Raw genomic sequence first — 24,772 nt, 5'->3', positions numbered from 1 at the left:
TGGGGCGGACCCGGGATGGACTTGCAACCCGCGCGCCTCGTGCCCGGGGCCCGCTTTCGTCCGGACCGCGACACTCCAACACCCGCGAGTGCCAGCAAACCCCGCAAAACGAACCAGGGCCCCCTGTAGAAACGACAGGGAGCCCCGGGAAGAAATGTGTGGGGTGAAACAGGAGGCGAAGTCGCCTCCAGGCCTACAGCAGCTTGGTGCGCTTCCGGGCCTTGAGGGCCTCGACGACCTTGCGGACGTCCTGGCTCTTGTCCTTGGGGACCACGAGCACGGCGTCACCGGAGTCCACCACCACCACGTCGTGCATGCCCACGACGGACAGCGTGCGCTTGTCGGACAGCACCACGCAGTTGGTGCAGTCCACCAGCACCGCGTCGCCGGAGACGACGTTGCCCTGCGCGTCGGCGGGGCGCACTTCCGGGATGGCGGCGAAGGAGCCCACGTCGGACCAGCCGAAGTCGCCGTCCAGCACCGCGATGTTCTCCGCCTTCTCCATCACGCCGTAGTCGATGGAGATGGAGGGCAGCTTGGGGAACACGCGCTTGAGCACGGCCGGGAAGGTGCGCTTGCCCGCGGCCTTCTGGAGCGCGTCCAGGCCCTTCTGCATCTCCGGCATGTGCTGCTTGAAAGCCTCCAGCATCACGTCCGCGCGGAAGACGAAGATGCCGCCGTTCCACAGGTAGTCGCCGCCGGCCAGGTACTCCTGCGCCGTCTTGAGGTCGGGCTTCTCCTTGAACGCCTTCACGCGGCGGCCGCCGCCGTCCAGCGCGGCACCGACCTGGATGTAGCCGTAGCCCGTCTCCGGGCGCGCGGGCTTGATGCCCAGCGTGACGATGTGGCCCCCTTCCGCGATGCGCGCCGCTTCCGCGAGCGTGCGCTGGAAGCCCTTCACGTCCGCGACGTGGTGATCCGACGGCAGCACCGCGAGCACGCCCTTCGGGTCGCGCGCGGCCACCTGGAGCGCGGCGAGCGCGATGGCAGGCGCGGTGTTGCGCGCCACGGGCTCCACCAGGAGGTTGCCCTTGGGCAGCCCCTTCACCAGCTTCAGCGCCGTCTTCGCGTGCACGGGGCCGCACACGATGAAGGTGTTCTTCACCGGCGCCAGGCCCTTGAGGCGCTGGGCGGTGTCGGTGAGCAGCGGCTGCTTGGAGGCCAGCGGGAGGAACTGCTTCGGACGGGCCTGGCGGGACAGCGGCCAGAAGCGGGTGCCGGAGCCTCCGGCCATGATGACGGGGTAGAGGGCCATATACGGGTGCGAGCTCCTAGGGGCGCACGCCGGCCCATGGCCTGGCGCGCACGGCGGCGCACCATAGCGCGTCGCGCCAGCGGAGGAAGGGGGCCCGGCCGCCTACCCTCCGAGGGATGGGGCGCGACAATGTGGGCAGAGTTTTGACCCGTCCCCAAAAAGCCAGTCTCATGCCCCGGCGTTGAGCCTCAAGCCCACATCCACCGGATGGACGCTGGCCTTCACCGTGCTGCTGGCGGTGGGGTTGTCCCTGGCGCCATTGCCGGAGAAGTTCCGCCCCCTCCCCAGCCTCCGTCAGGAAGGTTCGCTCGGGCCCAAGCTGGCGGCGATCGCACTTCCCGCGTCGCTGCGCGGCGTGAAGGCCCCGCGCCCGCCCTCGGACACGATGGTCCCGGACGCTCCGCCCACCGCGGTCGCGGATGCGGACACCGCCGCCAACGACACGGATCCCAAGGCGGGCCCGCAGGTGGGGGAGGCCCCGGCCGTGCCCGGCATCGGGCTGGAGGAGCTGAGCGCCCCCACGCTGGCGACCGCGCTGGAGCTGGAAGCGCTGCGCGAGCGCATGGGCGCGAAGCACGTGGACATCGAGCTCAACTGCCGGAAGACGCGCGCGGACGGGACGTGTGAAGAGGACGGCCTGGCGCCGTTCATGAAGGCGCTGGGAGATTTGCGCGCGGACGCGCGGCGCACGCCAGTGCGGGTGGTGCACCTGGGCGATTCGCTGATCGCCTCCGACTACGTCACGGACGTGGTGCGCGACCGGCTCCAGGAGCGCTTTGGTTCGGGCGGTCCGGGCTTCCTCTACATCCACCGGCTGGCGAGCGCCGGCCGCGCCACGCGCGCGGGCACCGCGAGCACGGACGGATGGAAGATGGAGCGGCTGGTGGACACGCACTGGCCCAAGGACCGCGTGGGCTGGACGGGCGTGGCCTTCTCCACGAGCGGCCCCGCGCAGTCCACGCGCTACTCCGTGGAGGGAGCGCGCGAGGCGGAGCTGTTCTTCCTGGCCCAGCCCGCGAACGGTGCCGTGCAGGTGGCGGTGGACGGGAAGAACACGCAGCGAATCCAGACGCGCGCGTTCGGATCCAAGGCGGAAGCGGCCTTCGCGCGGCTCAAGATTCCAGAAGGCGCCAAGACGCTGACGCTCACCACGAGCGGCAAGACGGAGCTGCACGGCGTGTCGGTGGAGTCGGGCACGCCGGGCGTCGTCTACGACACGGTGGGCCTGTTGGGCGGCATGGCGGAGGTGTACCTGCGCGCGCAGCCCCAAGCGTTCCGTGCGCAGCTCAAGCACCGCAAGCCGTCGCTGGTGGTGTTGATGGTGGGCGGCAACGAGGCGTTCTTCCTCTCGCGCGACCGCACCACGCTGGACGAGGTCCGCTCGCAGATGAAGGAACTGGTGTCGCGCGTTCGCACGTCGGTGCCAGACGCGGCGTGCCTCGTCATGTCGCCCATCGACGCGGGCGTGCGCACGCTGAGCGGCGAGCTGATCACCCGCCGGCACTCGGCGGAGGTGTCGGAGGTGTTCCGCGAGGAGGCGCGCGCGGGAGGCTGCGCCTTCTACGACACGCTGGCGGCGATGGGCGGCGAGGGCTCCGCGCTCAAGTGGCTGGAGTCCGGCCTGATGCTGGAGGACCTGGTGCACCCTCGCGTGCGCGGCTCCAACCTGCTGGGCCACCTGTTCGACCTGTCGTTGCAGCGGGCCTTCGCGCGCACGCATCCGCCGCGGCTGCCGGGCACGGACACGACCGGCCTGCAGAACGCGGCCCCTTCGCTGCGCCGCACGTTCGAATCACTGGCCCGCCGGGAGTCCGGCGCGAAGCTGCGAGTGGGCATCGCGCAGCTGGGCGCGTCGCACACGGCGGCGCACTACTTCTCCGACAAGGTCCGCGACGCGCTGACAAAGCGCTTCGGTGACGCGGGCCGGGGCTTCATCGCGGCGGGCAAGCCGTCCTCCCGGCTGGAGGGGGCGCACGTGACGCGCACGCTGGACGGTGCGTGGACGGTGGAGGACGCGAAGAGCACGCCTGGAGGCCTCTGGGGGCTCACCGGCATCCGCGCGGTGGGAGCGCCCGGCGCGAGCCTGGGCATCTCCTTCTGCGAAGGCTGCGCGGAGGACAAGAACCGCCAGGGCCGGCTGGACCTGTACGCGCTGGACGCGCCGGGTGCCGCGGCGCCTGAAATCACGGTGGACGGCGAGGAGATTCCGCCGGAAGCACCGCCGCCGGAGCCGCTGACGCAGCCCACGGTGCGCATCCGTTCGTTCCCGGTGACGGGCGTGGCGCACTCGGTCCAGGTGAAGGTACCGGAGGGTGGCGGGAGCGCGACGGTGCTGGGTGCGTCGCTGGAGTACGACGTGCCGGGGCTGGTGTACGACGCGCTCGGGTTGCCTGGCTCCACGGCCTTCACGGCGCGGGACATGGATGCGCCGGCGATGGACGCGCAGCTGACCGCGCGCCGGCCGGACCTGCTGGTGTTCTGGTACGGCACCAACGAGGCGGAGCTGCCGGGGCTGGACGCGAACGGGCTGCGCCAGGACTACGCGGCGTTGATTGCGCGCATGCGCAAGGCGACGAACGCGGAGTGCCTGGTCATCGGGCCCACGGACCGGCTCCAGCAGGAGGCGAACGGCCAGTGGGATGAAGCGCCGTCGCTGGCGAAGGTGCTGAACACGTTGCCGCAGGTGGCGAAGGACGCCGGTTGTGCGTACTGGTCCGCGCGAGCGGCGATGGGCGGTGAGCGGTCCATGCAGCGCTGGCAGCGGCAGCCGGAGCCGCTGGGCCACGCGGACGGGGTGCACCTGACGCCGCAGGGTTACGCGGTGCTGGCGAACGCGTTCGTGAAGGACCTGATGGCGGCGTACGAGTCCACGAAGAAGGGCGGCGAGCCGACAGCCTCCGCCGCGGGAGCGCCCTGAGCCGTGCTGTCCCACAGCCTCCAGTACGTCGTCTTCGTCATCGTGGTGTTCGCGCTCTACTGGGCGATGCACCGGCATTACTGGCCGCGGATGCTGTTGCTGCTGACGGCCAGCCTGCTGGTCTACGTGTCGTTCCTGCAGGTGCCACTGAGCGCGTTCGTGGGCGGGATGCCCGTGGGCGAGCTGGTCGTGAAGCTGGTGCCGCTGTTCATCTTCCTGGCCGGCGTGACGGTGGATCACCTGCTGGTGAAGGGGATGGGGAGCACGGAGCGGCCGGGGCTGCGCAAGCTGCTGGTGGTGCTGTCCATCGTCTCCAACCTGGGGTTGCTGGCGGGCTTCAAGTACCTGGAGCTGTTGCGCCGGACGGTGGCGGCGCTCTTGGGGCCGTGGGGCGTGGAGGTACGGCCGGAGCCCTTCCATTTCCTGTTGCCAGTGGGCCTGTCGTTCTTCGTGTTCCAGGCCATCAGCTACACGGTGGACGTGTACCGGGGGAAGGCGAGCTCCGAGCACTCGTTCGTGGAGCACCTGCTCTACATGTTGTTCTTCCCGCGTGTGCTGAGCGGGCCGATTGTCCGCGCGTCGGAGTTGATGGCGCACTTCCGGGAAGTGCCCACGCTGTCGTCGGATGACGGGAACAAGGCGTTGTTCCGCATTGCGGTGGGACTGGTGAAGAAGCTGGTCATCGCGGACGTGCTGGGCAGCGGCATCGTGGATCCGGTGTTCGGCAGTCCGCACGCGTACTCGTCGGCGGAGTGCGCGGTGGCGGCGGTCGCGTACACGTTGGAGCTGTACTACGACTTCTCGGGGTACTCGGACATCGCGATTGGTGTGGCGTCGCTGTTCGGCTTCAAGTTCCCGGAGAACTTCGCGAGGCCGTACCTGGCGAAGAACCTGTTCGAGTTCTGGAACCGCTGGCACATGAGCCTGTCGTCATGGCTGCGGGACTACCTGTACATCCCGCTGGGCGGCAACCGCCGGTCGAAGCCGCGCGTGTGCTTCAACCTGATGATGGTGATGGTGCTGGGAGGCCTGTGGCACGGGGCGGACTGGCGCTTCGCGGTCTGGGGCGCGGTGCACGGCGTGGCGTTGTGCGGGGTGCGGTGCTGGTGGTGGTTCAAGGGCAAGCAGCAGGAACCGGGCCCGGCGCGCGTGGCCATCGGGATGCTGGCCACGTTCACGCTGGTGGTGTTGACGCGAGTGGTGTTCCGAGCGCCGGACATGGCGCACGCGGGTGAGTTCTACGCCCGGATGCTGGCGGGAATCCCGGGCCTGGCGAACGTGGGTCCGCTGGTGTGGAGCATGCTGGCCATCGCGGTCATCGCGCACGCGGTGCCGATGAAGCTCTACGACACCGCGGCGCTCGTGTTCCTCAAGCTGCCCGCACCCGCGAGAGCGGTGGTGCTGGTGCTCCTGGGGTTGGGAATCCGCCAACTGTCCACGCTGGAGACCCGGCCGTACGTGTATCTGCAGTTCTGAGGACGCGGTTCGCTCAGGGCATGTACGGATAGCGCGCCAACACCTTTCCCTCGGGTGAGACGGCGTACAGTTCGAATTCGTCGAACGCGAGCACCGTGCCGGGCGCCCAACCGCACTTGTCGGGTCGAGGGTTGATGCGGACGAAGTAGATCCCTCGCTCCTCGCCCACGATGACTTCCATCCCCTTCGCGGAGAACGCACAGCTCTTTGCGTACTCCTTGGGATAGCGGGAGAGCCTCCGCTGCAACGCGGCGTGCGCGGCAAGAACCGCGGGCCCGTCCAGCGTCGCCAGGGGCTGAAGGTCGTCGGGCCACTGGATGCCTTCCGCGACAATGGGCGCGCGAGTGGAGACAGACGCCCCCGCATCCGAGCCCGTCGTGGCGGTCGGAAACGCGGGATTCCTCACGACGGAATGCGCATGCCGGGGTGCCGCAGTCTCCGTCCCCCCATCCTGGAGAAGGGACACGAGGAGGAGCAGGGCGTGGGGTCTCAGCATGGGCGTCTCCTCGCTTGAAGCCGTGAACCTTTTACCACTGCAACGCGGGGATGCATTCCGGGGGACCTCCGCGAGGGCTGAGAGGTCCCGGAGGTGTCCCTGGTTGGCAGGTCGACACCATCTCCCAATCCCGACGCACCTCATTCCACCGGTACATCCGTCCGGCCTGATTCCACTTGTAGAAGCGAGGCGAGTCCCGGTGGCCTGTCGCGAGCCATCCCCAGGCCGGAACCAGCTCACCGCGTGAGTCTCTGATCAGCTTCCCACTGGGTGTCGCGCCATAGGTCACGACCACCCATCCGCCCTGCTCCAGCCTCATTGATGGAAAGACATTCAGATCGCGGCTGCTGACGGGCGTTCCGCAGGGATGGTTGTGCGCGAATCCGAAGATGGGAACATCCGCTCCGAAGTCCTCGTCAGCCACACCGCCATAGGCTGGCTGACAACTGCCTTCCTCTCCCACGAAGCTCCGGATGGGCCATGAGACGCGCCAATCTTGCGGCGTCTTGTAGATGGAGACGCAGTATTCGACTGCATCTCGACGTTGTCTCCTCGTGTTCGGATCACAGGCATCGACTGCCCCTGGCAATGCCATCAACGCCTTCAGGGTTGGCAGCACCAGGTCATCAGGAATGGTCGCCGCATTCGAGAGTACGCTCGGAACGTCCGGATGCTTCCAGGGACCCGGCACGACCGCCAGGTTGGGGTCGTCGTCCAGGAAGGGTAGCTCTGTTCGCAGGTAGTAGAGCCTGGAGCTCGTACAAGCCAGCACTGCGCCAAGAGTCAGGAGAAGCATGGGCCGCACTGGAACCTCCATCGCGCCTCGGAGAGACGCGCTGTCCCGCCGAGCCTACCCCACCGCTTCAGTTCGCCTGGAGGGTGAGCAAAGTCACCCGATTGTCGGGAGTCAGCCCCACGCGGTACCGCCACGTCGCGGCGCCGAATTGCACCAGGTACGTGTAGAGGCGGTCGTCGCCTCGCGTCTCACGGTTCGCCAGCACCAGCGGCCCCGCGGCCCCAAGCCCCTGCAACATGGACTTGAAGAACGGACCGGCCTCCTCGAAGTACCTGGCCGGCACGTAGGCGAACATCGACGGCTCCCAGGCGCCCTGGCGCGTCTTCTCCAGCAGCTCCGTGAGCCTCGCCGTCACCTCCGGCTCCGTGTCCGGAATGGGCTTGAGCGGCGGCACGGCGAGCGCCGGATTCACGATGGCCGCGATGCCCTCCACGAGCAGCGCCGGGTTCGACTTGTCCAGGTTCGCCAGCACCACGATGGACAGCTCGTCCCCCAGGAAGCGTGAATAGGCCGTCCGGAATCCCTGCCACGAGCCCGTGTGCTTGTGCAGCGGCTGGCCGTTGCGCTCCAGCACCTCCCAGCCAAAGCCGTACGGCTGGCTGGCACCGCTGTTCAGCTTCACTGGCGACAACACCTCTCGCCAGCTGTCCTGCGTCAGGAGGGCCCGCTTCGCCACCGCCTCCTCCCAGGCCAGCATGTCCTTCAGCGAGAAGTAGAGCGCGCCGTCCCCCGTCGTATTCAACGACTGCGACACCCACTGCTGGTTCTTCACCACGCCCCCCACCAGCTCGTAGCCCGCCGCGCGGTTCGGGATGACGTCCGCCTCGCTGATGCCTCGCGCTGTCTTCATGCCCGCGGGCTTGAAGACCTGGCGCGCCAGGACCTCCTGATACGTCATGCCCGCGACGCGGTTCACCAGGAGGCCCAGCAGCACGTAGCCGGAGTTGCTGTAGTTCCACCGCAGCCCCGCCGGGAACTCCAGCGGCAGCTTGTAGATGAACTCCGCGAACTCCTGCTCCGTGTAGTCCTTGCGCTCGTCGAGCAGCCCCTCCAGGTCCTTGATGCCAGACGTGTGCGTCAGCAGGTGGCGCACCGTGATGGGCTTCCACGTCGCGGGTGCATCCGGGAAGTACTTCGTCACGCTGTCGGACAACGACACGCGCCCCGCCTCCACCTGGAGCATCAGCGCCGTCGCGGTGAACATCTTCCCCACCGACCCCGACTGGAAGAGCGTGTCCGTCCCCACCGGGACCTGGTGCTCCAGGTTCGCGAAGCCGTACCCCTTCGCCAGCACCACCCGGCCGTGGCTCACCACCCCCACCGCGAGCCCCGGCACGCCCATCCGCTTCTGCTCCGCGCGCACGAACGCGTCGATGCGCTCGCGGAGCGAGTCACGGGCCTGAGCGGAACGGGCCACCAGCAGACCCATCAGGAAGACGACAGCCAACGTGAGCGGCTTCAGGGAATGGCGCATGGGGATTTCCGGCATCCGGCCCTGCATGGGCCGGGCATGGCATCCCATCATGAGTCCCCAACCGCGCGAACGATGCACGCCCCGCGATATGAACAGCTCGCCATGAGCCGTGCGCCATCCGTGGGCCCTCCCCCGCCTCCGTTCCGCTTCCGCCGACGCCTGCTGGCGGTGATGCTGCTCGCGGGCCTCATCCCGTTGGCGTTGCTGGGCGCACTGGCCCAGGGCGTACTGGAGCGCGTGCTCTCCATCTCCATCGCGCCCGTGGAGGCCGTGCTCGACAACGTCTCCGATGAGCTGACCCGCCGGGGACTGCCTCCGGATGCGCTCGACGAGGCGCGGCTGAACCTGGCGCAGGCGGAGCTGGCGCGGCGGGCCCTGGTGCGCCGCGTGCCCGTGTTCATCGCCGGGGTGGGAGCTATCGCCGCCGTCGTGCTGGCCGTATCCGCGGTGCTCCTGGGCCGCGTCCTCACGCGCCCCATGGCCAGGCTCCTGGAGGGCATGCGGGCGTACTCCCGCGGAGACCTATCGGTCCGCCTTCCCGTCCCCGAGCCCGCTCGCGACGAACTCCAGTTCCTCCTGGGCCAGTTCAACCGCATGGGCCAGGAGCTGTTGGACCAGCGCGAACACCTCAAGGCCGCCGAGCAGATCGCCGCGTGGCAGGACGTGGCCCGCGCGCTCGCCCACGAGCTGAAGAACCCCCTGACCGCAATGAGGCTGTCGCTCGCGCGTCTGTCTCCGCAGGATGCCGGCACCCTGCCAGACCCGACGCGCCTCGCCGAAGCGGTGGCGCTCCTCCAGGAGGAGGTGGACCTGCTCATGCGCATGACCCAGAGCTTCTCCACCTTCGCGCGCCTGCCGGCCCCCCGCTTCCAGGACGTCGCGCTGCGTCCACTGCTCGCGGAGGTGTGCGCCCTGTACGCGGGCAACTCCCCGGTGCCCGTGGTGCTGGACCCTGGCGAAGAGGTGTCACTACGCGCGGACCCCGACGGACTGCGCCGCCTCTTCGGCAACCTGGTGAAGAACGCCACCGAGGCCTCTCCATCAACCGCCCCACCCGTCCACGTCGCGCTGCACGAAGCGGCGGACGGCCGCGTGCACGTCACCGTGAGTGACGGCGGCAGTGGCGTCCCGGGCGTGCTGGAGGGCCCTGTCCTCACCCGGGGGCTGTTCAGCACCAAGCCCGGTGGCAGCGGGCTGGGCCTGCCCATCGCGCAGAAGATCGCCCACGAGCACGGCGGCACCTTGAGATTGGAGCCGGGCGCCCAGGGTGGCACCCGGGCCCAGGTGGTGCTGCCTTCCGACGCTTCCCAGGTGGCCGCATGAAGACCGGAGCCCGCATCCTCATCGTCGACGACGACCCCGGCGTCCTGAGGGCCGTGCGTGGATTGCTCCAAGACGGAGGCTTCACCCCCGTGGAGGCCCGCTCCACGGCGGAGGCCGCGCGTTTGCTCGAAGCGCCGGACGCGCCCCCCGCGCTGATGCTGCTGGACCTGCGCATGCCGGGCGAGACAGGGCTGGAGCTGCTGGCACGTCTGCCCAAGCCACTGCCCGTCCCCGTGGTGGTCCTGTCCGGAGAGGCCTCACCTTCCGAAGCAGTGCAGGCCCTGAAGCTGGGGGCCACGGACTTCGTGGAGAAACCTCCGTCCCCCGAGCGGCTCCTCACTGCGCTGCACAACGCGCTGGCCCTGGGCGCGCTGCGCGAGGAGCGCGAGCGGTTGCTGGACGCGCTGGCCCAGCCGGGGAACCTGGTGGGCGAAAGCCCGGCCATGGAGTCCCTGCGCCAGCTCATCGCGCGCGTGGGTCCCAGCGACACGGCGGTGCTGATCACCGGCGAGACAGGCACCGGCAAGGAGCGCGTGGCGCAGGCGCTGCACAAGGCCTCCGGACGCAAGGGCCGGCTGGTGGCGGTCAACTGCGCGGCCATTCCCTCCACGCTGCTGGAGAGCGAGCTGTTCGGCCACGAGCGAGGCGCCTTCTCCGGCGCGGTGGCGCGGCGCGCGGGCCGCTTCGAACAGGCGCAGGGCGGCACGCTGTTCCTGGACGAACTGGGGGACATGCCGCTGGAGCTCCAGGCCAAGCTGCTGCGAGTCCTGGAGACGCGTCAGGTGGAACGACTGGGCGGCACGCTGCCGGTGGCGGTGGACGTGCGCATCCTCGCTGCCACGCACCAGGACCTGGGCCGCGCGGTGAAAGAGGGCCGCTTCCGGCAGGATCTCTTCTTCCGCCTCAACGTGCTGCCACTGCACTTACCGCCGCTGCGCGAGCGCCCCGAGGACCTGCTGCCCCTCGCGCGCGTCTTCGCGGCGGAGCTCGCGGGTCCCAAGACGCCGCTCGTGCTCGCGCCGGGAGCGGAGGCCGCACTGCGTGCCTACCCGTGGCCCGGCAACGTGCGCGAACTGCGCAACGTCATCGAACGCATGAACCTGCTCCGGGGTGACGGTCCGCTGGAGTTGGGACCGGACGCGGTGTCGGCTCCCACGAGCACCGCGCCCGCGCCGCGCACGACGTTGGGTGACAAGAGCTACCGCGAGCACGTGGAGGACTTCGAGCGGGACCTCATCCGCGCCGCGCTCCGCGAGGGCGAAAGCATCGCCGGAGCCGCGCGCATCCTCCAGGTGGACCGAGGCAACCTCTACCGGCGCATCAAGGCCCTGGGCCTGCCCGTCTCTTCGTGAGCCGCGCGATGTCACGGCCACAACCGCCCGACACATCAGGATGTGTCCATGACATCCGCCCGTCTGCTCGCCCTCCGTCGTTCCGGGCACTTGCGGTGAGGCCGCACCTGGAACGGAGCATGCTCCTGCCGCCTTCCATGAACCGTCTCGCACTGGCGCTCTGCTTCGTCTCGCTCACGGCCCTGGGCCAACCCTCACCGGATGCCGGTACCTCCGACGCGTCCGTGGCCCTCTCCCCGTCCACCGCACCACCGGAGGGCGAAACCGCCTCGGAGGACTGGAGCTACCCGACGTGCCCGGAGGGCTTCGACAAGGATGATGACGACCTCTCGGATTCCACGGTGCTCGGGGCTCTGCAGGTCGAGGTCGACGGCCGGGGACTCACGCCCACGGGCCTGGAGTTTCGCGGGCTCCAGCGGCTCACGGATCCGCAGGTCCGCAAGCTCGTGGGTGCGCCTGCCGCGGAAGACTCGCGGCCCCTGACGGCCACGCAAGTGCAGTCCCTACTGCATCGCCTGGCGCGCACCGGCCTCTTCGCCCGCGTGGAGCCCCGCGTTCGCGTCAGTGATCAGGGTCCAGCCCTGCTCGAAGTGACCTTGCAGGAGAACCCCACGCTCACGTCGGTGGAGTTCGAAGGCCTTCAGGACCTCCGGCCCGACGAACTGTGGGGAGCGCTGTTCGAACTGTCCTCCCCTACCTCCGACGAGGACGATGCCGAGGACGAGGACGAGGACGAGGTCACCACGCTGCGCGTCCACAAGCGCCACGGGACCCTGCGGGTCGTCAGCCCCTGTCCTGCTCCGCGCCCGCCCCGTCCGTGGCTGGCGCGACGGGACGAGGGAGCGTTCCGCCCCGGCATCATGTTGGGAGGCCTGGACGCCGCGCTCGACCGGGTCCTCAAGACCCTTCGCGAGGACGACGGCTACCTGCTCGCGACGGTGTCCGCCTCGCTGTCCCCCGAAGGCCGGCTGGTCGTGACGGTGGATGAAGGCCAGCTGGAGTCCGTGGAGGTGCGCGGCGTGGACGACGCGATGGCCACGCGCGTGCGGGAAGCCCTGGGCCTGGAGCCCGGCGACGTCTTCCTCCGGAGTGATGCCCGCCGCGCCATGGAGCGCATGGAGTCGCGGCTGCCCTTCCTGCGCGCGGTGGACAGCGAGGACCTCCAGGACGAACGCACGACCGTGCGCATCGTCGAGGAACGAGAGGCCGACGGCACGCGGCACTACCGCACGCAGGAGGAACCCCGTCGCAAGTCGCGGCGCCACGAGCGCGTGGAGTTCGAGCTGGGCTGGAGCCGGATGTTCGGAGAGAGCGACGCCGGGAGCGACGGCCTCACGCTGGAGGGGAAGAAGCTGATCGTCCACGTGCGCCCGCGTCCTCCGGACCTGGACGTGGACCTGTTGCCCGTGCACACGCAGGTGACGGGCTTCGCCCCGGGGCTCTCGGCGAGCCTGCGCATCTTCGACTCGCGAGACCGCGTGCACACGACGCTGGAGGGAGCCTTCTTCATCCCCCTGCGACTGGGCGGACAGCGCATCCCGGGCGATCCGGAAGGCACCAGCAATCAGCGCCACGTCAACCTGCTGGGCGGAGCCAAGGTGCAGCTGCCCGCGCTGGGCATCGAGGAGCTCGGCGCGCAGGTGCACGACTTCATCGACACGCTGGACCGCTGGCGGCTGGGGGACTTCGACTCGTACTTCTACTCGTTCCTCATCAACCGGCCGGACCGGGACTACTTCCGCCGTCAGGGCTTCACGGCCTTCGCCACCTGGCGCTGGGCGGAGTCGTGGCTCGCGGGCGTGGAGGTGCGCGGTGACACGATGAGTTCGCTCCAGTCGTTCACGCCGCCGCTCAGCCTCTTCCGGAGCGACGACCCGCCGTTCCCGAACGCGCCGGTGAACGAGGGCCGGTTCCGTTCAGCGGTGGTGCGGCTGGAGTACAGCGGCGCGGCGGAGCGTGGCACGCGCGTGGGCTCCCTCTTCCGCACGCCGGAGACGTCCCTCTTCGAGCGCCACAAGAACTGGAAGCGCGAGCCCGCGCTGCGCGGCTTCGTGACGCTGGAGGTGGGTGAAGGCCCGGGCGCGGGCGGCGCGGATGCGCGCTTCTGGAAGCTGGTGGGCGACGTCGCCATGGACGTGCCCATGAACTGGCACACGGGCCTGAGCCTGCGCCTGCGAGCCGCGATGGGCCACGACCTGCCGCTCCAGAAGCAGGAGGCGCTGGGAGGCTGGACCGCGCTGCGAGGCTTCGGCTTCAAGGAGTTCCGAGGAGGCGACAGCTCGGTGCTCGCGAGCGCCGAGTACCGCTGGCACGGCCTGGGCATCTTCGCGGACCTGGGCGCGGTGCATGCCGCGAGCGCGTGGTCGGGTGCGCAGCTGGGCCTGGGTGGCAGCTTCCACTTCGGCGACGCCGTGCGCTTCGAGGCTGCCTGGCGCATCGACGAAAAGGCCCAGCTCACGCCCGAAGCGCGCCTGCTGTTCAACCGGACCTTCTGAGCCATGGGAAGGCACGCAACAAAGAGCAGGCATGGCGCGGCGCTCGTCGTCGCGGCGAGCCTGCTCGCGTCCGGAGCGCACGCGGAAGAGGCATCCGCGGCCTGCACCGCGACGCTCTCCGGAAAGCGCGTGATGGTCCGGCCGGAGGCACGCGCCTTCATCTCACCGGAGTTGGACCGGCTGGTGCGGCTGGGACTCGCGGGAAAGCTGGAGGTGGAGCTGACACTCTGGCGGCGCCGTTCCTTCTGGTTCGACGCGCACCTGGACAGCGCGCGACTGACCCAGGTGCTCGCGTTCACCCACGAGGGTTACGTGCTGGACGGGCGCGAGCTGACGGGAGGAGTGGGCACGCTGGAGCTGGAGCGCGTGGCCTGGACGCTAGACTCAAGGCCCGGAGCGGACGAGCACTTCGTCGTGCAGGTCGAGGTGCGGCTCCAGGTCGTGACGGCCGCGAGCCTGGGCCGCATGGCGCGGTGGCTCACCCAGGGTGAGGCTTCCTCCTCCGGCGCACCCGTCCTGGGGAGCCTGCTGCGCTCCGTGGCGGAAGACCTCGCGAGACAGGCCACCGGTCGCTGCGCCGTGAGCCGTCAGCCCTGACGCGGCACTCACATCCGCCGCGTCACCAGCGCCACCAGCGCGATGCGCTCAACGCCTGTGTACGGCGTCTTCTCCAGCTCCTCGCCGAACACGTCCGGATCCAACTCCTCGTAGCGCACCTCCGCGAGGGGCGCTTCCCGCCACACCGGCTCCAGCGCGGAGCGCAGCAGGTCCTCGCCGTCCACCACCGGCGCGCCCGTGTAGAGCACCAGCGTGCCGCCCGGCTCCAGGCGCTCCACGCCTTCACGCACGATGCGCACGGACAGCTCCGTGCCGTGCGTGCCGCCACCGTCCCGGTACGTGCGCTTGTCCGTGTCCGCCAGGTACGGCGGGTTCGCCATGATCAAATCGAACCGGCCGGATACATCCCGCAGCAGGTCCGAGTGCACCGCCTGGACCCCATGCGAGCCATTCAGCCTCGCGTTCACCCGCGAGAACTCCAGCGCCAACGGGTTCAAATCCGCGAGCACCACCTCCCCGCTCCTCCCCGCCACCGACAAGCCTCCGGCTCCGGAGCCACACCCCAGGTCCACCACGCGCCGGAAGCTGCCCGGCACCCGCTGGAGCAACGCGCAGAACCGGTAGGTGTCCGGCCCGAAGAACACCGCGTCCTGCTCCGACGTGGGCCACGCGGAATGGACATACAGCCCCGCTCCCAAGCAGGAGAACCGCACCCGGCTCCGGTGCGTCCCGTCCCGGCAGTCCGCCAGCGCGCCCGCCTCCTCCAGCAGCGCCACCATCCGAGGCTCCAGCACGCCCGGCCCGAAAGGACGGCTCCACCCGAACACGTCCCGGACCGAATAGGCCTGGTTCGCCCCCGGCCGCGCATTCACCCGCCGGTGCGTCTCCGGAGTCACCGTCGTGAAGGCGTACCCCCTGGCGCGCAGGACCTCTCCCAGCGCCACCAGCGCGGCCTCCCTCACCTCCATGGCCCCGGACCCACTGCCACCATCCACGTCGCGCCCTTTCGAAGGGTTTCCCCCTCAACGTGGGACCGGCCCTCCAGGGCGACAAGGCACCTTCCGCCAGGGCCGCCCGCCAGCACGGACGCCGTCACAAGCCTTGGGGCTCAGCGGCCAGCAGGCGAGGGAGCGTCCAGCAGGTCGTGGATGCCCGGCACCTCCACCACGAACTGCAGGAAGTTGCGCAGGATGCGTCCCGTGGCGCCCCAGATGACGTGCTCGCCGTGCGTGTAGAAGTGCACGTCGTGCTCCATCCCCTCCCACATGTGCCGCTCCACACGGAGGATGGAGGGGTCCAGCAGGCGCACCAGCGGCACCTCCAGCACCAGGTCCACCTCCGCCGGGTTGGGCATGTACTTCCCATCCCCCGGGATGACGCCCACGTAGGGACGGATGCGGTACGCGGACGTGGTGGGCGTCTCGTCCAGCAGACCCAGTACGCGCACGTGGGTGGGCGCGACGCCCAGCTCCTCGTCCGTCTCGCGCAGCGCGGTCTCCAGCGGAGTGACATCCCGCGCCTCCTGGCCTCCGCCCGGGAACGCGTACTGCCCTGCGTGCGTGCGCAGGGTGGCGGGCCTCCGCGTGAAGACCATGTGGGGCACGCCGTCCCGCTCGAAGAGGGGCACCAGCACCGCGGCCTCTCGCAGCGCCCGGCCCTTCCACTCGAACGTCCGCGCCGGCCTCGCCGTCAGCCGCGTCTCCAGCGCATCGAACAGGGCCTGCACGCGCACGACCTCCCCCTTCCTCAGTCCGTGATCTGCTTCTCCACCGGCGGCTTCGTCGGCGCATCCGGCGTCGCCAGGTTCTCCACGCCGGACATCGGCTTGAGGATGTTCGCCTGCAACAGCCCCAGCAGCAGCACGCCCAGCGCGATGCGGTACACCACGAACACCAAGGTGGTGCGCCGCTTCAGGAAGCTCAACAGCCACGCGATGGCCGCCATGCCCGACAGGAAGGCCACCAGCGTCCCCACCACCAGGGCCACCGTCGACGGACGCTGCGTGGCCTCCAGCAGGTGCTTCAATTCGAAGATGCCCGCCAGCGTCGTCGCCGGGATGGACAACAGGAACGAGTAGCGCGCCGCGTCCTCGCGCTTGAGCCCCAGCGACAGGCCGCCCGTGAGCGTCGTGCCGGACCGGGACGACCCCGGCACCAGCGCCAGCGCCTGCCACAGGCCGATGATGATGCCGTCCTTCCACGTCATGTCCGCCACGGTGCGCTGGTGTGACGCGCGCTTCTCCACGACGAACAGCACGATGGCCAGCACGATGAGGCTGCCCGCGATGACGTAGAGCGAACGGAACTGCGTCTCGATGACCTTCTTGAACGCGAGCCCGCAGATGCCGATGGGCAGCGTGCCCACGCCCACGAACCACGCGAGCCGCGCCTCCATCGTGCCGAACGGGTCCCGCTTCACCAGCCCCACGACGAACGCCTTCACCAGCGCGACGATGTCCTTGCGGAAGTAGATGAGCACCGCGGCCACCGTGCCCAGCTGGATGATGGCCGAGTACGCCGCACCCGGATCCGGCCAGCCGAACAGCTCCGGCGCGATGCGCAGGTGCGCGGTGGAGCTGATGGGCAGGAACTCCGTGAGACCCTGGACCAGACCCAGGACGATGGCTTCAAGCAGGCTCATAGGGGACGTGGCCGCCAGGGATATGCCCTGCCCCCCTGCCCCGCAAGCGCGAAGGTTCCCCACACCACGGCCCAGGTCCGCCACCCGACCGTCCAGCCTGGGAAGCCGGGAGGGGAACCCGGGTAGGCTTGGCCCCGCCATGCCCCCCGTCCCCTTGTGTCCCTGCTCCTCCGGCCAGCGCTACAAGCAGTGCTGCGCCCCCTTCCACAAAGGCGAGGCGGAAGCCCCGGACGCCGAGCGCCTGATGCGCAGCCGCTACAGCGCCTTCGCCTGGCGCGAGGCCGCCTACCTGTGGAAGACGCTCCACCCCGACCACCCGATGCGGGCCCGTCCAGAAGCGGACGTCGTGCGCGAGCTGCGCGCCTTCGCCCAGGCCCACCAGTACCCGGGGCTGGTGGTCATGGGCCACCAGCCTCCGGACACCACGGGGCTCGCCCGCGTCCTCTTCTTCGCCAAGGTGTTCGAGAAGGGGAAGGACCAGTCCTTCGTGGAGCGCTCGGACTTCCGCCACGACGGCACCGGCTGGCGCTACCTGGACGGCGTCCTCAAGCTGCCCCGCGAGCTGAAGGTCCCGCCCGAGTCCCTCACGCTGGAAACCTTCCCCACGGACTGAAGGCGCGGCCGCGAAAATCCCCCGTCAGGATTTTCGCGGCATTTGCGTCCCTGGAGGTGCTGCCCGGCCGGAGAGGCCCTACACGCTCTGGTAAAGCTCCACCACAATGGGGCTCGCGGTTCGAATCCGCTCCTGGCCTGAAACGCCACCCAATCGTGGCTTCTCCACTCGGGCAGCACCCTTTCCTCCCTCCGTCACCCTCGGGACCGCGCGTCCCTGTCGAGTGACGAGAGGTCCCGGTCATCGCCGTCGCCGCCCGGTGCGCCATCCGCGCCCAGTGACACGATGGCCGGCACGCCCCTGTCCAGCGTGTACACGTAGTCATTGCCCCACGGGTCGCGCGGCAGCTCCGGGAGGATGCTCTCCTCCACCAGCACGCGCAGCCCGGAGGTGGTGTCCGGCAGCCGGCCCTTCTTCATCGCGTACAGCTGGAGTCCCTGCCCCAGCGAACCGAAGTCCAGGCCCACGCGCTGCTGCTTCGCCTGGCCGAACTGGCTCATCACCGACACGCCCACCGCGGCGGCGATGAGGCCCAGGATGGTGATGACGACCATGATTTCAATCAGCGTCATGCCGCGCTGACGTCGCTTCTTCCTGTCCATGTCTGTCTTTCCGGCACGCGGACCGGCTCGGGCCGGAGTCAGCGTGTCCCTCACGGAAGGCCCTCTGCCTTCCGGGATGACTGCCATTGCAACCCGTGGGCCCACTTCACTCCGCCAGGAGGACGCGAGAGGAGTGGTCCGCGTCCGGGCCTTCGCCGTCCGGGATGCCGTCACGACCATAGGACAGGATGACCGGCGTACCCGCCTCCACGCGGTACACATAGTCATGGCCCCAGGGATCCACGGGGATGCGCTCCAGGAGGCGTTCCTCCACGAGCGCGGAGAGCCCCACCGATGGCGGCGGCACGTGTCCCGCCCGCTCCGCGTACCGAGTCACCGCCTTCAGCAGGTGCCGCATGTCCAGGGCCACCATCCGCAGCTGCGCCCCTCGCTCCAGGTTCATCATGGACAGCGCCAGCACGGCGTAGCCGATGAGGACCAACGCCACGAAGACAAGCAACCAGCGGTAGGTCTTGAGCCAGGGACGGAGGCCGATTCGGGAGGTCATGTCTGTCTTTCTGGCGCGAACGTCGTGTGCGACGCGCCACCGTGTCGTGTCACCGCGCGCACCAGGCGCGGCCTCACGGCGCCACCGTGCAATCGCCGCACCCACTCCACCCCCTTGCGCGCGAGGCGCCTGCCGCGATACACGCCCGCTTCGAATCGACTTTGCGAATCAATCTCAAATTAGCCAGCCGAAACGGTAATCCGTGAACGGCCAGCGAGGCGGGTCCATGCGGGGACACAGGGCGATGTGGAGTGCGTGGGTGGCGGCGATGCTGCTGCTCGGAGCGTGCGGTGACGACGACCCGACGCCCCAGCCCTCGGGCAACACGGATGCGGGTGTGACCGTGGACGCGGGCACGGATGCTGGCACGCAGGCGGACGCGGGCACGCAGGCCGCGGCGCCCACGGTGTCCTTCACCTCGCCCACGGAGGGCGCCCAGGTGGAGGCGTTCCCGGTGCAGGTGCAGGCGGTGGTTCATGCCGAGGGCGGGCTCGCGACGCTGACGGTCACGCCCAACAGCGGCACCACCACGAATGTCCCCGTCACGCAGGGCCAGACGGAGCAGTCGGTGACGGTGCCCGTGGAGCCGGTGGCGGGCGGGAACACCGTCGTCCTGCGCGCGGTGGACGCGGCGGGCCAGGCCACGGAAGCGACGCTGCACTTCACCTACGTCGCGCCCACCGTCGACACGCAGGCCCCGACGCTGGCGCTCACCAGCCCCACCGAGGGCCAGGACCTCACCGTGTACCAGGTGAACGTCACGGGCCGGGCCACGGACAATGTCGCGGTCACGGGCCTCACGTGGCAGCTCAACGGCGGCGCGGAGGAGTCCGTCACCGTGACGCCGGACGCGGACGGCGCCTTCGCCTTCAAGCTCACGCCCGGGCGCGGCGACAACACGCTCGTCCTGAAGGCGCGCGACGAGGCGGGCAACACCACCGAACAGCAGGCCCACTTCCGCTTCGGCCGGTGGGTGAGCGGCGGCGGCTCGCACTCGGTGCTGCTGCGTGATGGGAAGGTGTACGCCTGGGGGAACAACAACCTGGGACAGCTGGGCGTGGGCCAGCCCGGGCCGGAGCTGGGTTACTCCCCTTCTCCGCTGCTCGTGACGGGGCTGCCCACGGTGAGCGCGGTGGCGTTCGGCCAGAACAGCTCGCTCGTGGTCGGGACGGACGGCACGGTGTGGACGTGGGGTGACAACAAGAACGCGCAGCTGGGCCTGGGCGTCCCCGGCTCCGAGACGCAGGACACGGCGACGCGCTGGGCTCCGGTGCGCGTGCCTTCGCTGACGGACGCGGTGACGGCGGTCCGGGGCTTCACGCACGTGCTGGTGCTCGCGGAGGACCGGACGGTGTGGTCCTTCGGCGCCAACAACGCGGGGCAGCTCGGTGACGGCTCGACGAAGGCCGCCTCCGACGTGCCGGTGAAGGTGGTGGAGCTGACAAACGTCATCCAGGTGGCCGCCGGCTCGGAGCACTCCGCGGCGCTGCGCGCGGACGGCACGGTGTGGACGTGGGGGCGCAACAGCTCCGGCAACCTGGGCCTGGGCACCAAGGATGGCGACTCGCATGCGCGGCCCGCGCAGGTGCCGGGGCTCACGGACGTGGTGGACATCTCCGCGGGCAAGGACCACACGCTCGCGCTGCGCGCGAATGGCAGCGTCGTCGCCTGGGGCCTGGGCCTCAATGGACAGCTGGGTCAGGGACTGAGCGGCGCGGATGGCACCAGCGCCGTGCCGGTGGCGGTGCTGAACCTCACGAACGCCACGGCGGTGGTCGCCAACGGCACCATCAGCTTCGCGCTCCGCGCGGATGGCACCGTGGTGGGCTGGGGACAGAACTCCACCGGCTCGCTGGGCACGGGCGACAAGGTGTCGCTCTCGTCGCCCTCGACGCCCGTGGTGGGGCTCACGAACGTGAAGACGTTCGGCTCGGGCGCGCTCCACGCGGTGAGCATCCGGAGCGATGGCTCCATCTACGGCTGGGGATGGAACTTCAAGGGCAGCGTGGGCGGAGGCCCCGCCGCGAAGGAGTCGTGGGCGTACTCGGAGCCCATCCAGGTGACGCTGCCGTGAGAAGCACCGCGCTCCTGCTGCTGGCGCTGTGCGCGTGCGGAGAGTCCTCCCCGAAGCCCGGGGAGGACCCTGGCGTCCCGCCCGTGGACACCGAAGCGCCGGTGTTGCGCATCGACACGCCCGTGTCGGGCCAGCGGCTCGTCGTGAGCCGCCTGCGCATCGCGGGGGATGTGGGAGACGCCACGCGGGTACAGGTGTGGCTGGATGACGGAATCTCCCGCACGCTCTCCATCGCCGGCTCCACGCTGGCGATGGAGCTGCTCGTGCCGCCGGGCTCGCACGTGCTGCATGTGTCGGCCACGGATGACGCGGGCAACACGGCGACGCAGGACGTGCCGTTCTCCTCGGGACCGGAGCTGGGGGCAGGCCTCAGCCACACGGGCGTGCTGCATCAGGGGCGCTTCGCTTCATGGGGCGACAACGGGTCGGGCCAGCGCTGCGACGTGACTCCGGACGAGCGGCCCGTGCCGGCGCTCGCCCTGGAGGACCAGCAGCCCATCGGCATGGTGTCCGCCATGGACACGACCGCGTGGATTGGCTCGGACGGGCGCGCGTGGCTGTGCGGCGCGCTGGCGTCCCAGCTCGCCGCGGGCGGCATGGTGACGGGCAGCGCCCACCGGATTGAAGGCGTGAAGGATGTGGTGGGCGTGGCGCTGGGCACCGGGCACGCGTTGCTGCTCGATGCGAGCGGCCAGGTCTGGGCCTTCGGCGTCAACGCACGCGGACAGTTGGGCCTGGGTGAGGAAGGCGAAGCGGTGACGGAGCCCACCGTCGTGCCGGACCTCACCGACGTGGTGCAGGTGGTCGCGGGCAGCGAGCACTCCGCGGCGCTGCACCGTGACGGCACCGTGTCCGTGTGGGGTTACAACCGGGACGGCGTGCTGGGCACGGGCGAGACGGAGGCGCGCGTGCAGGCCGCTCCCGAGCGCGTGCCGCACCTGGAGCAGGTGGAGCAACTGGCCTCCGGGCGCAGCCACCTGCTCGCGCTGCTCAAGGACGGAACGGCGCGTGCGTGGGGCACGGGGACGTCGGGACAGCTGGGCCACGGTGACGCGGGCTTTGGCTCGGGCCGCGCGCAGCCCACGCCGGTGCTGGAGCTCACGGGGGCCACGGCGGTGGTGGCCGCGAACAACTCCAGCTGGGCCTTGCGCGGAGATGGCACGGCCTGGGCGTGGGGACTCAACACCACGGGGCAACTGGGCGTGGGGGACACGAGCCAGCGCGTCAAACCCGCGCGCGTGGCCACGGACCTGCCTGTCGTGGAGATTGCCGCGGGAGCCCAGCACGCGCTCGTCCGCACACGAGACGAAAGTGTGCTCATCTGGGGCAGCAACCTCAGCGGACAGTTGGGTCTGGGCGCAGGCACGCCGTCCCATGTGTCCACGCCGCGCGCCGTGAACCTGCCTTGACCGCCATGCGCGCCGGCAGCCCGTCCGCCATGACCATGCGTTCTGGAATCACAGTCCCCGCGTGCATCCTCGTCATGATGCTCGTGTCCTGCGGGCAGTCGTCCCCCCCGCTTCCGGACGACTCGCCCATCGACACACCGGAAGAGGTGCCGCTGGAGGTCGCGCCGTTCGACCCGGACGAGACGCGGTCCGGGGGTGCCACCACGGTGGCCCACGCCGGCCCCGAAGCCTTCGTGCAGTCCCTCGCCAACATCACGATGGAGCACAGGTCGCGCTTCCTCCTGGGCGAGGCCAACTTCGAGGTGGACTGGGTCCCCGCGCCCTCGGGCCAGCGCGACCGAGACGGCCTGGGCCCGCTCTTCCACGCCACCTCGTGTCTCGCATGCCACGTCGCCAATGGCCGGGGCGCGCCCGTCGCCAGCAACACGAAGGCGCCCCCGTCGCTGCTCGTGCGCCTCTCAGTGCCCGGCACCGGCCCCCACGGAGAGCCCGTGCCGGAGCCCACCTACGGCGACCAGTTCCAGCCTCGCGCCATCGACGGCGTCCCCGCCGAAGGCCAGGTGCAGGTGACCTACGCGCCCCTGCCCGCCCTGTCCCTCCGAGGCGAAGGCAGCGTGACGCTCCAGTCGCCGAGCTACGAGTTGGTGGACCTGGGCTACGGCCCGCTCGCGCCCGACGTTCGGCTGTCCCCACGCATCGCGCAGCCCATGGTGGGCCTGGGCCTGCTCGCGGCCATCCCGGATGCGACGCTGCTCGCCTGGGCCGACCCCGACGACCGCGATGGCGACGGCATCCGGGGCCGCCCCAACCGCGTCTGGAACGCGAAGGAAGGCCGCGAGGTGCTCGGCCGCTTCGGCTGGAAGGCCAATCAGCCGGACCTGGAGCATCAGGCCGCGGGCGCGCTGCTGGGCGACATGGGTCTCACGTCCACGCTGTTCCCCCAACCTCCGTGCACCGCCGCGCAGTCGCAGTGCCTCAAGGGTGCGACCGGTGGCGAGCCCGAAGTGGACGCCGCCAACCTCGCCTCCCTCTCCGACTACTCGCACCTCATCGCCGTGCCCGCGCGACGTGGCGCGGACCGCGAGGACGTGCGCACGGGCAAGGCCGCGTTCCTGCGCGCGGGCTGCGACCGCTGCCACCGCCCCAGCACCACCACTGGAGAACTGCCCGGCTTCCCGGAGCTGTCGAACCAGCGCATCCGGCCGTACACGGACCTGCTGCTGCACGACCTGGGCGAAGCGCTCGCGGACGGGCGCACGGACCATCAGGCCACCGGAACTGAATGGCGCACTCCGCCCCTCTGGGGCCTGGGGCTCACCGCCACCGTGAACGGCCACACGCGCTTGCTGCACGACGGCCGCGCGCGCTCCGTGCTGGAGGCCATCCTCTGGCACGGCGGCGAAGCCCAGGCCTCGCGCGAAGCCGTGCAGCGCATGTCCCCGAAGGAGCGCGCCGCGCTGCTCACGTTCCTGGACTCGCTCTGAATCACGTCGTCATGTGCGGCAGGGGACGCAGGTGGTAGCGGGCCTCGAACGCGCCGAAGAGGTCCAGGTACTGCTCCAGGTAGCGCGTGAGCAGGAAGCGGCGGCGCACCGTTTCGTGCGCGTGGGTCCCCAGCTGGTGACGCAGCTTCGGGTTGCGGAGCAACTGCACGATGCGCTGGGCGCACTGGTCCACCGAGTCCACCAGGAAGCCGTTGTGCCCGTCTTCAATCTGATGACGGATGCCACCCACGTTCCCTCCGATGACGGGCGTGCCCTTCCACATCGCCTCCGCCACCGTGAGCCCGAAGCCCTCACGCAGTGACTTCTGCACCACCACCGCCGCGCGGCGCTGGAGCGCGTTCACCAGCGCCGTGTCCTCCTGGCTGAGGATGATGAGCCGCTCATCCTTGTGCCGCATCACCTCCTCATAGACCTTCTGCCCCTCCGGGTCGTCCGACGCCATGTTGCCCAGCAGCACCAGCGTGCACGGCATCTCCTTGCGAGCGATCCGCCACGCGGCCACCACGCCCTCCGGATCCTTCCACCGGTCGAAGCGTGACACCTGCACCACCAGCGGCAGGTCCGTGGGGATGTGGTGATGCTGGAGCCGCTCTTCAATCTCCGCCTCGCTCATCTCCCGGTTCTTGATGGAGAACGGATCAATGGCCGGCATGAAGAACACCTGCGGGGTGGACAGCTCGCGCGCGTACTCCGGGATGCTCAACACCGTCGCGTCGTACTGCTCCACGAACGGCTTGAGGTACGCCCACAGCGACGGCTCCGGATTCGACAGGTCCACGTGGCAACGCCAGATCCACGGCCCGCGCTTGCGGCTGTACCGCACGATGGGCAGTGGCTGCGGATCGTGGATGACGACCCGGTCGTGGTCCAACCGGTTGCGCACCGCGTTCTCGTAGACGACCTCTTCGTAGATGGTCGCCTTCATCGACGTCAGGTGGATGTCCGCGCCCTGCAGCGCGTTGTGCATCTTCTTCGTGATGTTGAAGAAGTCCGGCGGCCCCTGGATGGCGCGCCACTCGGTGGTCATGCCCACGCTGTTCATCAGCAGCGTCAGCGGTGACAGCAGCTCCGCCACCCCGCCGCCGTAGTACGTGGAGTTGACGTGCACGACCCGCAGGTCCTGCAGCGGACGCGCCTTCTCCAGGATGCGCTCCACCACCTCCGCGCCCACGTAGCGCTCGTAGTTCTCGACCTGGACGAGGGGGTAGGGGTCTCCGGGATTCTTCGCCATACCCTTGTGTGTGTCCGCCCGTCGGCAGGCGCCACCCGCGCGCCCCCA

Annotated in this window: 19 protein-coding genes; 10 read left to right on the top strand and 9 right to left on the bottom strand. The window is 69.9% G+C overall.

What is annotated here, in order from left to right:
- Positions 1-193: 193 nt before the first annotated feature.
- Positions 194-1,255, bottom strand: a complete 1,062-nt coding sequence (locus tag D7Y04_RS33460) for a mannose-1-phosphate guanylyltransferase (protein ID WP_120578420.1) — start codon at positions 1,253-1,255, stop codon at positions 194-196.
- 181 nt (positions 1,256-1,436) lie between these two features.
- Between D7Y04_RS33460 and D7Y04_RS33455 the strand changes: the two genes are divergently transcribed.
- Together D7Y04_RS33455 and D7Y04_RS33450 are read left to right on the top strand one after the other, a co-directional pair.
- Entirely contained in the window at positions 1,437-4,172 is a 2,736-nt protein-coding gene (locus D7Y04_RS33455) for a GDSL-type esterase/lipase family protein (RefSeq protein ID WP_121761934.1), read from the top strand.
- A gap of 3 nt (positions 4,173-4,175) precedes the next feature.
- Complete coding sequence (locus D7Y04_RS33450) at positions 4,176-5,648, top strand: MBOAT family protein (RefSeq protein ID WP_121761933.1); 1,473 nt, start codon at positions 4,176-4,178, stop codon at positions 5,646-5,648.
- Between the two features lie 13 nt (positions 5,649-5,661).
- Here D7Y04_RS33450 and D7Y04_RS33445 read toward each other — a convergent pair whose 3' ends face one another.
- The gene (locus D7Y04_RS33445) at positions 5,662-6,054 is read right to left on the bottom strand and encodes a hypothetical protein (protein WP_233601692.1); all 393 of its coding nucleotides are present in this window, start codon (positions 6,052-6,054) and stop codon (positions 5,662-5,664) included.
- Positions 6,055-7,007: 953 nt separating this feature from the next.
- Positions 7,008-8,414, bottom strand: coding sequence for a serine hydrolase (locus D7Y04_RS33435; protein ID WP_121762052.1), 1,407 nt, complete (start codon positions 8,412-8,414; stop codon positions 7,008-7,010).
- Between the two features lie 102 nt (positions 8,415-8,516).
- Between D7Y04_RS33435 and D7Y04_RS33430 the strand changes: the two genes are divergently transcribed.
- The 4 genes from D7Y04_RS33430 (at position 8,517) to D7Y04_RS33415 (ending at position 14,181) form a co-directional block, all read left to right on the top strand.
- Positions 8,517-9,737: an ATP-binding protein gene (locus tag D7Y04_RS33430; RefSeq protein ID WP_233601691.1), complete on the top strand. Its 1,221-nt coding sequence runs from the start codon at positions 8,517-8,519 to the stop codon at positions 9,735-9,737.
- Complete coding sequence (locus D7Y04_RS33425; protein WP_120594785.1) at positions 9,734-11,089, top strand: sigma-54 dependent transcriptional regulator; 1,356 nt, start codon at positions 9,734-9,736, stop codon at positions 11,087-11,089. The genes D7Y04_RS33430 and D7Y04_RS33425 overlap by 4 nt, the downstream gene beginning before the upstream one ends.
- 119 nt (positions 11,090-11,208) lie before the next feature.
- Complete coding sequence (locus tag D7Y04_RS33420) at positions 11,209-13,584, top strand: hypothetical protein (protein ID WP_233601690.1); 2,376 nt, start codon at positions 11,209-11,211, stop codon at positions 13,582-13,584.
- 3 nt (positions 13,585-13,587) lie between these two features.
- Positions 13,588-14,181: a hypothetical protein gene (locus D7Y04_RS33415; RefSeq protein WP_121761931.1), complete on the top strand. Its 594-nt coding sequence runs from the start codon at positions 13,588-13,590 to the stop codon at positions 14,179-14,181.
- Between the two features lie 8 nt (positions 14,182-14,189).
- On the opposite strand, the gene D7Y04_RS33410 is transcribed toward D7Y04_RS33415, so the two are convergent.
- The 3 genes from D7Y04_RS33410 to D7Y04_RS33400 all read right to left on the bottom strand — a co-directional run bounded on the left by D7Y04_RS33410 (position 14,190) and on the right by D7Y04_RS33400 (position 16,782).
- A complete protein-coding gene (locus tag D7Y04_RS33410; protein WP_120594782.1) occupies positions 14,190-15,110 on the bottom strand; it encodes a class I SAM-dependent methyltransferase in 921 nt (306 codons plus the stop codon).
- 140 nt (positions 15,111-15,250) lie between these two features.
- The gene (locus tag D7Y04_RS33405) at positions 15,251-15,874 is read right to left on the bottom strand and encodes a CoA pyrophosphatase (protein ID WP_120594781.1); all 624 of its coding nucleotides are present in this window, start codon (positions 15,872-15,874) and stop codon (positions 15,251-15,253) included.
- Positions 15,875-15,888: 14 nt separating this feature from the next.
- The gene (locus D7Y04_RS33400) at positions 15,889-16,782 is read right to left on the bottom strand and encodes an undecaprenyl-diphosphate phosphatase (protein ID WP_120594780.1); all 894 of its coding nucleotides are present in this window, start codon (positions 16,780-16,782) and stop codon (positions 15,889-15,891) included.
- 139 nt (positions 16,783-16,921) lie between these two features.
- On the opposite strand from D7Y04_RS33400, the gene D7Y04_RS33395 reads away from it, so the two are divergent.
- Positions 16,922-17,395: a YchJ family protein gene (locus D7Y04_RS33395; protein WP_121761930.1), complete on the top strand. Its 474-nt coding sequence runs from the start codon at positions 16,922-16,924 to the stop codon at positions 17,393-17,395.
- Between the two features lie 194 nt (positions 17,396-17,589).
- On the opposite strand, the gene D7Y04_RS33390 is transcribed toward D7Y04_RS33395, so the two are convergent.
- Both D7Y04_RS33390 and D7Y04_RS33385 read right to left on the bottom strand, forming a co-directional pair.
- Positions 17,590-17,997, bottom strand: coding sequence for a type II secretion system protein GspG (locus tag D7Y04_RS33390; RefSeq protein ID WP_120579881.1), 408 nt, complete (start codon positions 17,995-17,997; stop codon positions 17,590-17,592).
- A 106-nt stretch (positions 17,998-18,103) separates the two neighbouring features.
- Entirely contained in the window at positions 18,104-18,505 is a 402-nt protein-coding gene (locus D7Y04_RS33385; RefSeq protein WP_121761929.1) for a type II secretion system protein GspG, read from the bottom strand.
- A 268-nt stretch (positions 18,506-18,773) separates the two neighbouring features.
- Between D7Y04_RS33385 and D7Y04_RS33380 the strand changes: the two genes are divergently transcribed.
- From D7Y04_RS33380 to D7Y04_RS33370, 3 genes are all read left to right on the top strand, one after another.
- Positions 18,774-20,579, top strand: a complete 1,806-nt coding sequence (locus tag D7Y04_RS33380) for an Ig-like domain-containing protein (RefSeq protein ID WP_233601714.1) — start codon at positions 18,774-18,776, stop codon at positions 20,577-20,579.
- Positions 20,576-21,988, top strand: coding sequence for a hypothetical protein (locus D7Y04_RS33375; RefSeq protein WP_158620595.1), 1,413 nt, complete (start codon positions 20,576-20,578; stop codon positions 21,986-21,988). Before D7Y04_RS33380 ends, D7Y04_RS33375 begins: the two co-directional genes overlap by 4 nt.
- Positions 21,989-22,062: 74 nt before the next feature.
- The gene (locus D7Y04_RS33370; protein WP_233601689.1) at positions 22,063-23,472 is read left to right on the top strand and encodes a di-heme oxidoredictase family protein; all 1,410 of its coding nucleotides are present in this window, start codon (positions 22,063-22,065) and stop codon (positions 23,470-23,472) included.
- Position 23,473: 1 nt separating this feature from the next.
- Here D7Y04_RS33370 and D7Y04_RS33365 read toward each other — a convergent pair whose 3' ends face one another.
- Positions 23,474-24,724: a glycosyltransferase gene (locus D7Y04_RS33365; protein WP_120594775.1), complete on the bottom strand. Its 1,251-nt coding sequence runs from the start codon at positions 24,722-24,724 to the stop codon at positions 23,474-23,476.
- Positions 24,725-24,772: the final 48 nt, after the last annotated feature.

This window comes from Corallococcus sp. AB038B (assembly GCF_003668955.1).
Lineage (GTDB): Bacteria > Myxococcota > Myxococcia > Myxococcales > Myxococcaceae > Corallococcus > Corallococcus exiguus.
Note: the sequence above shows the minus strand (reverse complement) of the source record. Positions and strands in the feature narration are given on the sequence as shown.